Origin of the sequence: Corallococcus exercitus (genome assembly GCF_003611585.1) — a bacterium.
Taxonomy (GTDB): Bacteria; Myxococcota; Myxococcia; order Myxococcales; family Myxococcaceae; genus Corallococcus; species Corallococcus exercitus.
On record NZ_RAVW01000320.1, the window covers coordinates 1 to 11,627 of the forward strand.

7 protein-coding genes are annotated in these 11,627 nt (G+C 70.8%); 2 read left to right on the plus strand and 5 right to left on the minus strand.

Features of this window, described 5'->3' with window-relative positions; all coding sequences use genetic code 11:
- The first annotated feature begins 135 nt into the window (after nt 1–135).
- Together D7W79_RS30360 and D7W79_RS30365 are read left to right on the plus strand one after the other, a co-directional pair.
- Entirely contained in the window at nt 136–930 is a 795-nt protein-coding gene (locus tag D7W79_RS30360; RefSeq protein ID WP_120528867.1) for a GNAT family N-acetyltransferase, read from the plus strand.
- An 83-nt stretch (nt 931–1,013) separates the two neighbouring features.
- Nucleotides 1,014–1,703, plus strand: coding sequence for an iron-containing redox enzyme family protein (locus D7W79_RS30365; protein WP_120528868.1), 690 nt, complete (start codon nt 1,014–1,016; stop codon nt 1,701–1,703).
- Nucleotides 1,704–1,720: 17 nt separating this feature from the next.
- On the opposite strand, the gene D7W79_RS30370 is transcribed toward D7W79_RS30365, so the two are convergent.
- The 5 genes from D7W79_RS30370 to D7W79_RS30390 all read right to left on the minus strand — a co-directional run.
- Entirely contained in the window at nt 1,721–2,806 is a 1,086-nt protein-coding gene (locus tag D7W79_RS30370; protein WP_120528869.1) for a LuxR C-terminal-related transcriptional regulator, read from the minus strand.
- A gap of 149 nt (nt 2,807–2,955) precedes the next feature.
- The gene (locus D7W79_RS30375) at nt 2,956–3,414 is read right to left on the minus strand and encodes a hypothetical protein (RefSeq protein WP_120528870.1); all 459 of its coding nucleotides are present in this window, start codon (nt 3,412–3,414) and stop codon (nt 2,956–2,958) included.
- 122 nt (nt 3,415–3,536) lie between these two features.
- Complete coding sequence (locus D7W79_RS30380; RefSeq protein WP_120528871.1) at nt 3,537–4,376, minus strand: alpha/beta fold hydrolase; 840 nt, start codon at nt 4,374–4,376, stop codon at nt 3,537–3,539.
- Nucleotides 4,376–5,152, minus strand: coding sequence for an alpha/beta fold hydrolase (locus D7W79_RS30385; protein ID WP_120528872.1), 777 nt, complete (start codon nt 5,150–5,152; stop codon nt 4,376–4,378). The genes D7W79_RS30380 and D7W79_RS30385 overlap by 1 nt, the downstream gene beginning before the upstream one ends.
- A gap of 28 nt (nt 5,153–5,180) precedes the next feature.
- On the minus strand, nt 5,181–11,627 hold a 6,447-nt coding region (locus D7W79_RS30390), incomplete at its 5' end, for a non-ribosomal peptide synthetase (protein ID WP_120528873.1).

Sequence of the window (11,627 nt, forward strand, 5' to 3'; positions counted from 1 at the left end):
GGGGCGGGCAGGGGCGGCGGGCGGTTGGCCGGGCTCATCGAAAAAAGACAACCCGTGAGCGCACTCGGGCGAGCAGCGACGAATGAAAGGTCGGGGCCGGACACACAGTCTGGCAAGCACCAAGCGAGACCCGCCATGTCTTCATGGAGTTGCCGTGTCGCGACAGCACAGCGTGAACTGGATGACGCGCTCCGCGTCCGTTACCAGGTCTTTGGCGGGGAGATGCGGATGCTGGGGCCCAAGCGCCCGCGTGCGCCGCGCGAGGCGGACTGCTTCGACACGCTCCGGACCACCGCCCACGTCGTCGTCTACGCAGCCGCGGAGCCGGTGGCGACCGCCCGGCTGCTGATGCCCAACGCGGAGGTGGCCGCCTTCGCGGACACGCTCGTGGGACTGGACATCGAGAAGAAGCTCGACCTGTCGGAGCTCGTTGCGCCGGGCCGCGTGTTCGCGGAGACCACGCGCTACTGCGTCACCCAGCGCTACCGCCATTCAGCGGTGCTGCGCCTCCAGGCGGGCCTGTACCGCGAGAGCCGCCGGCGCGGCGTCACCCACTGGATCGCCGCGGCCAACATGGAGACGGACTCCCAGGAGGAGGCGGACCTCTACTTCCAGGCCGCCGCGCGCCGGGGCTGGGTGAGCGACCGCTTCCGCGTGAGGACCCGGGAGTTCCCCCCGCCGCCCACGGAGCCCCTGGCGGCCCGCCTCACCGCGGAGCAGCGCGCGCAGGCCCGCCAGGGCCACCTGGACGCACTGCGCATGCCGCGCGTGCTGTCGCTGTTCGCGGACAAGATGGGGGCGCGCTTCATCGGTCCGCCTCACTTCGACCCCGCGTTCAATCGCTTCACCGTGCCGCTCGTCGCCGCGCTGGAGGCGATTCCCCAGCGGACGCTGGACCTCTTCGACTCGCTGGACGCCGACGCCGCCTGACCCCAGGCCGGCGCGCTCCTTCCCCCCTTCACCCTCAACGCAACACCCAACGGGCCTTCACGGGCCCCTGTCAGGAGACGTGTATGTGCAAGCAGCCCAGGCATGAGCAGACGGCGAAGACGGACTGGTTGGATTCCCTGCGGCACGAGGCTCGGATGCTCGTGCACGAGCTGGACGCGGCGCCGGGCGTCCGTCGCCTCTTCGAGGGGCGCATCCGCCAGGACGACTACGTCCACTACCTCGTCCAGTCGTACCAGTATGTGCGCTGGAGTTCGGAGTTCTTCTCCGAGTCCGGCGAGCGCGTTCACCGCGAGGGGCGGAACCCCATCCTCGCGGAGCTCCTCTTCCAGAAGGCGCGCGAGGAGCAGGGCCATGAGCAGTGGCTGCTCAGGGACCTCAAGGCCCTGGGCTGGACGCAGGAGCGCGTGGAGCGCGCGCCCATCAGTCCCGCCGTGCGCGCCTACGTGGAGTGGAACCGCTTCACCTCGCAGGTGGGGGTGCCCACGGCGTTCCTGGGCACGGCCTATGTGCTCGAGTACCTCTCGGTGAACCGCGCCCCAGGCTCCGTGGACAGGCTGGTCGCGGAGAGCGGCATCCCGAACATCGACAAGGCCGTCCTGTTCCTCAAGGGCCACGGCGCCGCGGATGGCGAGCACGTGGCGGACCTGGAGTCGGCCCTGCGCACGCACACGTCTCCGGAGGAGCAGGCCGCGCTCCTGCTTTCCGCCCGCACCACGCGCGCCCTGTTCCCGAAGTTCTTCCGGGAGCCCTGAGCGCGCCCCGGGCCTCCTCACCCCGGCTTCTGTCTCCAGGCGGCCTGGTAGAGGAGGTCCGTGCGGCTCTCGATGCCCAGCTTGGGGAAGATGTTGCGCAGGTGCGTCTTCACCGTGTTGAGCGTGAGGCCCAGGTCCTCGGCGATGGTCTCGTTCGACCAATTGCTGAGGAGCCCCTGGACGACCTCCGCTTCGCGCTTGGAGAGCTTCTGGCGCCAGGCTTCCGGCATGGGGATGGCCCGCGAGCACTCCTGCAACACCAGCACCCAGGGACGGCTGCCGCGCTGCTCCGGCAGCTCCACGAACGTCACCTTCAGGTCGTGCTTCCCCCCGGAGCGCATCCACGTGTCCACGCCCAGGGCCCGCTTCGTCCCCGGCGCCCGGAGGCGTGTCAGGTGCTCGCGCAGCTCCTGGGGCAGGCGCGAATCGTCCGCCTTCAGCTCCTCCGGGTACCAGCGCCGCAGGAGCTCCGTCGCTCCCGGTGTCCGCAGCTTCTCGTGCTCCGGTGGATCCATCACGACGCACTCGGCGCCCTGGTGGCGGAAGAGGGCGTCCAGGAGGTCGCCCCGTGTCGCCTCGTTTCCGAACAGCCGGCAGTTGCGCACCGTGTTCGTCAGGTAGGGCGTCAGGTCTTCGAGGAGGGCCTGCTCCCGCTCGGAGAAGGGCAGGGTGTGCTCCCGGTACAGCGTGAAGCCGCCGTGCCAGTCCTGCCGCAGGTCCAGCAGCACCGCCATCACGTGCTCCAGCGGCAGCCCCAGCTCCCGGCAGCGCAGGTACAGGAGGCTGCGCTTCAATTCCTTGCGCGACAGCATGTCCGAGTCTCGCAGCACCACGTTGGGCTGCTTCACCACCGACTCGCGCACGAAGTCCACCGCGGCCAGCTCCGGGTAGTGCGCGAAGAGGATGCCCGGCGCCCCCAATCCCATCCACTCGTAGTCCCCGGGCCGCTCCGGCCTGGACACGCACACCGCCGCGTAGTCACACGGCAACAGCTGCGCGAGGGTCCCCTGGGCCCGGGCCAGGACCTCCGTCAAATCCAGGGAGCTGGAGAGCACCTGGGTCAGCTCGAGCAGGAGCGCCTGTTCGCGCGCGGTGAGATCCATTCGACGGGCCTCCTTCCATCCGGTCCGTGCAAGGACATACCGGCGGAGAGGCCCAGGGGTCTGTACCCCGCAATGGGTATGGACGGGCTTCGCTCACACGAAGCCCGTCCACGTCTGTCATTGGCGTGTCTGTAGATGCCGTGGCGGCGTCAGTTGCCCGCGCTGCCTTCCACCGGCGGCGTACCCGTGGTGGGGCTCGCGGAGCTGCCCATCTTCTTGTTCTGGTCCCAGGCCGGCGGCGTCACTTCCATCTGCGCCCCCTTGTTGCCCGGGGTGCCGGAGTTCGCGGCGCCCGGCTCCGCGGCGGCCGAGTGATCGCTCGTGCTGTTGCTCCCCTGCTCGGTGGAGCCGGAGCCGCCGACGCCTTCATCCACGCTGCCCGGCGCCACGGCGTTGTCGTCCGCCGCGTCGGCGGGCTTGAGGTCCTCGGAGTCCGAGGAGGCGGCGCCCGAGCCGCCCGTGGCCTTGTCCCAGCGCTCCGCGCTGTCCTGGGGCGCGTCCGTGGACGGCTCCTGGAGGGGCGGAGTCTCGTGGTCGGTGTGGCTCTGCGCGAACGCCTGGCCAGAGAAGGCGAGTGCTGCCAGTGCTGCCATCAGGGGGAGCTTCATGGGTGGCTCTCCTTCGAAGAACGTGTGTGCTTCGAAGGTGGCGACCGTTGGGTGGGAAACAAGCGCTTGACGCACACCCGGCCCCAAGCCGCATCCCCGCTCGCAGGGCGGACAGGCGGCCTTCAGCCCGTCAGCGCCCGCGGGGGCACCGAGCCCACGGCCCAGGCGGTGAGCTTTCGCAGCAGCTCACCGCGGTCCTCCGGCACGGAGAAGAGGTGGTCCGCGCGCGGGTAGAAGGCGTAGGTGACGCGGCCCTCCAGCTTCAGCGGCGAGAGCATCTCGTAGAACTGGCGCTCGTGGTTGAAGGACAGCCCCATGCCCCCGGAGAACACGAAGCACAGGCTGACGCCGCGCTCCAGCAGGTGCTGGTAGTCCTGCGTCAGCTGTGAGCGCTCGGGGTACTCGCGGGTGTAGACCTCGTCGGCCTCGCCGGCTTCGCGCAGCTGGGCGGGCAGCTTTCGCTTGCGCAGGAAGCGGGTCCACCGGCGGGGGCTCAGGTAGCGCAGGTGGAAGCGCAGGTGGTAGCCCAGCGTGCGGTACGTGTACCCGTCGATGAAGGCCGCGGCCACCACGCGCTCATCGGCCACCGTCACCGCGTGCGCGCTGTCCACGCCGGAGCACAGGCCGATGAGCGCGAAGCGCTTCTGGCCCTTCTTCTGCTCCAGGTAGTCGAGCGCCGCGCGCGTCTCCTCGCGGGCGCGCTGGAACTCGTCGGAGCCTCCCTCGCGGCGCGGACGGCTGTCGCCCAGGCCTGACAAATCAAAGCGCAGCGTGGTGACGCCGCGCCCCGCCAGCTGCCGGGCCAGCTCCACCCACAGCCGGTACGGGCCCACGTGGTGGTTGAGGCCCACGTTGGACAGCACCACCGCAGGCGCTTCCGGCAGGACCTTCGCCGGGTCGGGTTCCGTGAGGATGCCCACGAGGCTCTGCTCGGGGCCGAAGGTACAGATGCGCTCGCGCATCACGCGGCCTCCTTCAGGAGCGTGGTGATGGTCTGCAGGATGCGGTTGGACAGGAGCGCGGACTCCTGGCCTCCCGCGCCCTCCTCGGGCACCAGGTGGTGCTGGAAGGGCAGGCCCGTTGACTCCAGGCGCTCCTGGAGGCGCTGGTACTCCGGCCGGGGGGCGCCGGCCACCAGGTGCGTGCGCGTCGCGGGCCACGCGGGCAGCGCGGCCAGGTCCAGCGCGAGGATGTCGTCGCGCAGGGCGCGGGGGAACGCGAAGCCGAGCAGCTCCTGGCGCACCTCCAGCGGGCTCTCGGGCTGAGGATACAGGGTGCGGGTGGCCCGGCGCGCCTGGAGCAGCTCCAGCTCCTGGATCCACGCGTCACCCTGCACCAGCGGCTCCCAGAGCACGAGCGCGGCGGTGGACAGCCCCTCCGTCGCGGCACGCACCGCGAGCGCCGCGCCCAGGCGCAGGCCCACGAGCGCCACGCGCTGCACGCCCGTCAGATCCTGCAATTCAGTGGCGGCGAGGCGGATGTCCTGGACCCACGTGGACACGCGGCCCTCGTGGACCTCTCCGGCCGAGTCCCCCGTGCCGTAGTAGTCGAAGCGGAAGACGTGGAAGCCTTCGCGCGAGAGCATCCCGGCCAGCTTCCGGAAGGCCCAGTGCGTCAACATGTACTCCTGGGCGGCGGGATAGCAGAGCACCACCCCGATGGCGCGCTCGGCGCCCTGCGCGGGGTGGTGGATGCCAAAGAGCTGCCGTTCGGAGGTGCCGAAGAAGCAAGGCGTCACGGTCTGACCATTCTCCTTGGAGGGTCGCTCAGTCCGAGCGACCCGGCAGGTTCCGCTTCAGCTTATTGAACAAGCGTTGCGCCAAGGGAACAGAAGTCTCCTGGGTGGCAGGCTTTGGCGGCGTGACGGGCTGCGTCCTGGCGGTCGAGGTAGCAGCCGGCGCCACGGGCGCGAGCTGCGAGGCCACCTGCTCCAGCGTGTTGAGCAGGAGCGTGCGCGGGTGCAGCTCCTGGTTCAGCTCCTTCCGGACGCGCATCACCACCTGGAAGGACAGGAGGGAGTGCCCGCCAATGTTGAAGAAGTTGTCGTGCACGCCCACCTGCGCGATGCCCAGCACCTCCCGCCAGATGCGCGCCAGGTGCTGCTCCGTCGGCGTGCGCGGCGCGACGAAGGCGTCCTCCACGGGACGCGCGGTGCCCGCCGGGGGCGGGAGGGCCTTGCGGTCCACCTTGCCATTCGGCGTGAGCGGCAGCGCCTCCAGCTCCACGAAGTGCTGCGGCACCATGTACTGCGGCAGCTGCGAGCGCAGGTGCTTGCGAAGCTCCGTGTCCGTGTAGGCCTGTCCCGGCTTCGTCACGAGGTACGCGACGAGGCGGCGGTCACCCGGGCGATCCTCACGCACGAGGGCCACGGCCTGGGCCAGGGAGGGGTGCGAGGCGAGCGCCGCCTCGACTTCACCCAGCTCGATGCGGAAGCCGCGCAGCTTCACCTGCGAGTCATTGCGGCCCAGGTACTCCACGGTGCCGTCGGCCAGCCAGCGGGCCAGGTCGCCCGTGCGATACATGCGCTCGCCGGGGCGGAAGGGATTGGGCAGGAAGCGCTCCTGCGTCAACTCCGGCCGGTGCAGGTAGCCCAGCGTCACGCCGTCGCCGCCGATGTACAGCTCGCCCGCGACGCCCACGGGCACCGGGGCCAAATGCGCGTCGAGGAGGTAGAGCTGGGTGTTGGCGATGGGCCGGCCGATGCGGATGGCGGAGAGCGGAGGCTGCACGCGCCAGGTGGTGGACCAGACGGTGGTCTCCGTGGGGCCGTACATGTTCCAGAGGCTGGCGACGCGGGCGAGGAGCGTTTCAGCCAGCTCACGCGGAAGCGCCTCACCACCGCAGAGGGCCTTGAAGCCGGGGCGGGGCTGCCAGCCGGCCTCCAGCAGCAGGCGCCAGGTGGAGGGCGTGGCCTGCATGACGGTGACGGCGTTGGACTCCAGCGCGGCCTTGAGCAGCGCACCGTCGGAAGCCGTGTCACGCGAGGCGAGCACCACCTGGGCGCCGGTGGTGAGCGGCAGCAGCAGCTCCAGCACGGCGATGTCGAAGGAGAGCGTGGTGACGGCCAGCAGCACGTCCTGCGAGGAGAGGCCGGGAGCCTCCTGCATGGTGCCCAGGAAGTTCACCACCGCGCGGTGCGGCACGCGCACGCCCTTCGGCTTGCCCGTCGAGCCCGACGTGTAGATGACGTACGCCACGGCTTCGGGCGTGACGCCGGGAACCTCGGGGGCGGTGTCCGCCTGCGACGTAGTGTCCTCGACGAGGAGGGCCTTCGCCGTGGTGGAGGGCAGGGTGCCCTGGATCGCGCGCTGCGTGACGATGAGCGACAGCTTCGCGTCCTCGACCATGAAGGCCAGGCGCTCGGGCGGGAAGCCGGGGTCGAGCGGGACGTAGCCCGCGCCCGCCTCCAGGATGCCCAGCAGGCCCACCACCATGTCCGGGCCGCGCTCGGTGAAGAGGCCGACGAGGCCTCCCGGCGCGACCCCCTCCTGCTTGAGCGCGTTCGCCACCTGGTGGCCGCGCTGCAGGAGCTGACGGTAGGTGAGCGTCACGGCGCCGGAGCGCAGGGCCACCGCGTCGGGCGTGGCCTGGGCCTGTGCGGCGACGAGCGTGTGGACGAAGGCGCTCCGGTCGAACGGCCTCTCGGTGGCGTTCCAGTCCACCAGCACGCGCTGCTTCTCCGCCTCGGGCAACAGCGGCAGGCGCGACACGGGGACTCCCGCGTCGGACACCGCGGCCCGCAGCAGCGTGCGGATCTGCTCGAGCATGCGGACGACGGTGTCCCGCTCGAACAGGTCGGTGTTGTAGTCCATGCCGCCGACGATGCCGTTCGCCGTCTCCTTCACCCAGAAGCTCAGGTCCAGCGGCGTCGCGTGCGCGTGCACGTGCACCTGGCCGTAGGTGAGGTCGCCCAGCTTGGAGCCGCGGTTGCGGACATCCTGGAACGTGAAGAACGTCTGGAACAGCGGCGTGCGGCTCAGGTCGCGCTGCACACCCAGCTGCTGCATGAGCAGCTCGATGGGCATGTCCTGGTGGCCGAACGCCTCCATGCACGTGGTGCGCACGCGCTCCAGCAGCTGCCGGAACGTCAGCTCCGGCGCCAGCTGCGTGCGCAGGACGAGCGTGTTCACGAAGAAGCCCAGCAGGTCCTCGACCTCCGGATGCGAGCGGCCCCGGATGGGCGTGCCCACGACCAGGTCTTCCTGGCCGCTGTAGCGGTGCAGCAGCGTCTTGAACGCCGTGAGCAGCACCATGTACAGCGTGGCGTTGGACTCGCGGCCCAGCTTCGTGAGCGCGTCCACCTCCGCGCCGGTGAGCACGAAGGGCTCCGTGCCGCCCTTGAGGCTCATCTGCGCGGGGCGCGGCTTGTCCGTGGGCAGCTCCAGCGCGGGCAGGTTCCCGGAGAGCTTCCCCTTCCAGTAGCGCGCCTGGCGCTCCAGCTCCTCGCCCTGGAGCCAGCCGCGGTGCCACTCGGTGAAGTCCGCGTACTGGATGGGCAGGGCGGGGAGGTTGGGCTCCTGGCCCCGGGTGAGCGCGGAGTAGATGACGTCCAGCTCGCGCAGGAACACGTCGAACGACCACCCATCCCAGATGAGGTGATGGGGCATGAAGAAGAGGACGTGCTCGGTGGCGCCCAGCCGGAACAGCGTCAGCCGGAACAGCGGCGGCGCGGTGATGGGGATGGACTCGTCCGCCAGCGCCTGGAGGCGGCGCAGCAGGTCCTCCTCGCGCTGGTGCACGGGGACGGTCTCCAGGTCCACCGGCTCCAGCTCCACCGTCAGCGACGGGGCCACGTGCTGCACCGGCGTGCCCTCATCCCACCGCACGAAGGTGCGCAGGGACGCCTGTCGCTCCAGCAGCTTGTTGAAGCTGAAGCGCAGCGCGCCCACGTCCAGCGCGCCGTGGAGGCGGAACGCGGAGGGCAGGTTGTAGACGGCGGTGCCCGGGTTGAGCTGCTCCAGGAACCACAGCCGCTGCTGCATGAGGGACAGCGGCGCGGGCTCGGTGCCGGCGCGGGGCGAGATGCGCTGCGCGGGGCTCGTGGCCCCATCGTCGCCGCGCACCAGCCGGGCCAGCTTCTCCACGGTGGGCGCCTCGAACATGCGGCGCAGCGTGAGGCTGACGTCCAGATCGCGGCTCGCGCGCGTGAGGGCCTGCGACGCCAGCAGCGAGTGGCCGCCCAGACGGAAGAAGTCCGCCGTGACGCTCACCCGGCGCAGTCCCAGCACGTCCGCGAAGATGGCCGCGAGCTTCTGCTCCGTCTCGTCGCGAGGCGCGACGTAGGCGTCCTCCTGCGACTCCACCTGCGGCGAGGGAAGGGCCTTGCGGTCCACCTTGCCGTTCGGCGTGAGCGGCAGCGCGGGCAGGGCCACGAAGTGCTGCGGCACCATGTACTCCGGCAGCCCCTGCTTGAGGTGCGCGCGGAGGACTTCATCCAAGGGAGTCGTCTGCCCGGGCCGAGCAATGAGGTACGCGACGAGGCGACGGTCGCCCGGGCGATCCTCGCGCACGAGGGCCACGGCCTGGGCCAGGGAGGGATGCGAGGCGAGCGCCGCTTCGACTTCACCCAGCTCGATGCGGAAGCCGCGCAGCTTCACCTGCGAGTCATTGCGGCCCAGGTACTCCACGGTGCCGTCGGCCAGCCAGCGGGCCAGGTCGCCCGTCCGGTACATGCGCTCGCCGGGACGGAAGGGATTGGGCAGGAAGCGCTCCTGCGTCAACTCCGGCCGGTGCAGGTAGCCCAGCGTCACGCCGTCGCCGCCGATGTACAGCTCGCCCGCGACGCCCACGGGCACCGGGGCCAAATGCGCGTCGAGGAGGTAGAGCTGGGTGTTGGCGATGGGCCGGCCGATGCGGATGGCGGAGAGCGGAGGCTGCACGCGCCAGGTGGTGGACCAGACGGTGGTCTCCGTGGGGCCGTACATGTTCCAGAGGCTGGCCACGCGAGCGAGGAGCGTTTCAGCCAGCTCCCGCGGAAGGGCCTCGCCGCCGCAGAGGGCCTTGAAGCCGGGGCGGGGCTGCCAACCAGCCTCCAACAGCAGGCGCCAGGTGGAGGGCGTGGCCTGCATGACGGTGACGGCGTTGGACTCGATGGCCGCCTTGAGCAGCGCACCGTCGGAGGCGGTGTCGCGCGAGGCGAGCACCACCTGAGCACCGGTGGTGAGCGGCAGCAGCAGCTCCAGCACGGCGATGTCGAAGGAGAGCGTGGTGACGGCCAGCAGCACGTCCTGGGCGGAGAGGCCCGGGGCCTCCTGCATGGTGCCCAGGAAGTTCACCACCGCCCGGTGCGGCACGCGCACGCCCTTCGGCTTGCCCGTCGAACCCGACGTGTAGATGACGTACGCCACGGCCTCCGGAGAGACGTCCTGCGCCGGGAGCGCGGACTCCGGCTGCGACGCCGTGTCCTCGATGCGCAGGGGCTTCACGCTCGTGGACGGCAGGGACGCCACCAAGGATTGCTGCGTGAGGATGGTGGAGAGCTTCGCGTCCTCGACCATGAAGGCCAGTCGCTCGGGCGGGAAGCCAGGGTCTAGCGGGACGTAGCCGGCACCTGCTTCGAGGATGCCCAGCAGCCCCACCACCATGTCCGCGCCGCGATTCGTGAAGAGGCCGACGAGGCTTCCCGGCGCGACGCCTTCCTGCTTCAGCGCATGCGCCACCTGATGGGCGCGCTGGAGCAGCTGCTGGTACGTGAGCGTCACGTCCCCCGCGCGCAGGGCCACCGCGTCGGGCGTGGCCCGAGCCTGTGCGGCGACGAGCGTGTGGACGAAGGCGCTCCGGTCGAACGGCTTCGCGGTGGCGTTCCAGTCCATCAGCACGCGCTGCTTCTCCGCGGCGGGCAGCAGCGGCAGGCGCGACACGGGGCTTTCCGCGTCGGCGACCACGCCGCGCAGCAGCTCTTCGTAGCAGGCCATCCAGCGGCGGACCGTGGAGCCCTCGAAGAGGTCGGTGTTGTACTGGCACTCCAGCACCACGCGGCCCTGGGCCTCGGCCGCGTTGATGAAGAGGTCGAAGTTCTCGAAGTGGCGCGGGTTGCTGGCCAGGGTGCAGGTGAGGCCCTGGAACGCCAGCTGCTCACCCGTGACGGCCTGGTCCACGTTGAACAGCACGTTGACCAGCGGCAGGCGGCTGGGGTCGCGCGGCAGCGCCAGCTGCTTGAGCAGCGTGCCGAACGTGTACTCCTGGTGCTCGTAGGCATCGAGCATCGTCGTGCGCAGCTGCTTGAGCACCTGCGTGAAGGGCGCCTCCGCTGCGACGTTGCTGCGCAGGGGCAGCGCGTTCACGCAGTGGCCCACCAGGTCCTTCAGCCCGGCCACGGACTGGCCCGCGGCGGGGATGGCCACCACCACGTCCTCCAGCCCCGTCAGCCGGTGCAAGAGCGCCTTGAAGCCCGCCAGCAGCGTGGTGAAGAAGCTGCCACCGTGGCGCGCGCCCACGCGCTTGAGCTGCTCCACGAGCGCGGGCTCCAGGACGTAGTCCTCACGCCGGGAGCTGTACGTCTTCGACGGCGGACGGCGCTTGTCGAGCGGCAGCTCCAGCACCGGCAGCGTGCCGGAGAACTGCTTCAGCCAGTAGCGCTCGTGCTCCGCGTACTCCGGCGTCGTGGCCAGCTGCGCCTGCGCGCGGGCGTAGTCGCTGAACGTGGGCGCGGGCGTCAGCACCAGCGGAGCCCGCCGCACGTGCGCCGAATAGAACGCCGCCAGGTCGCGCAGCATCACCGCCATGGACCAGCCGTCGCACACGATGTGGTGCGCGGTCAGCGTCAGCAGGTGCTCCTGGGCGGACAGCCGCGCGAGGCGCGGGCGCAAGAGCGGCCCGGTCTCCAGGGACAGCGGCGTCTCCACCTCGTGGGCGATGAGCTCGCGGACGCGGGCGTCGCGCTCGGAAGGCGGCAGCGCGTCCAGCGATACGAGCTCCAGCAGCAGGGGCGTGGCGGCGGCGACGCACAGCGTGAGGCCATCCGCGCTGAACGTGGTGCGCAGCGCTTCGTGCCGCGCCATCAGGTCCTGGAGCGCGGCGCGCAGGCACTCGACGTCCAGGGGGCCGTGCAGCCGCACGGACATGGACTCGTTGAAGGCGCACGATGCGTCCGGACCCATCTGCACGCCGGTCCACACCTCGCGCTGGGGCTCGGTGGACGGCGCGGTGAGCAGCAGCGCGGGCCCGGCGAACGGATCGAAGTCGTCGGGCAGGTCCTGCGTGGGGGGGGCGGG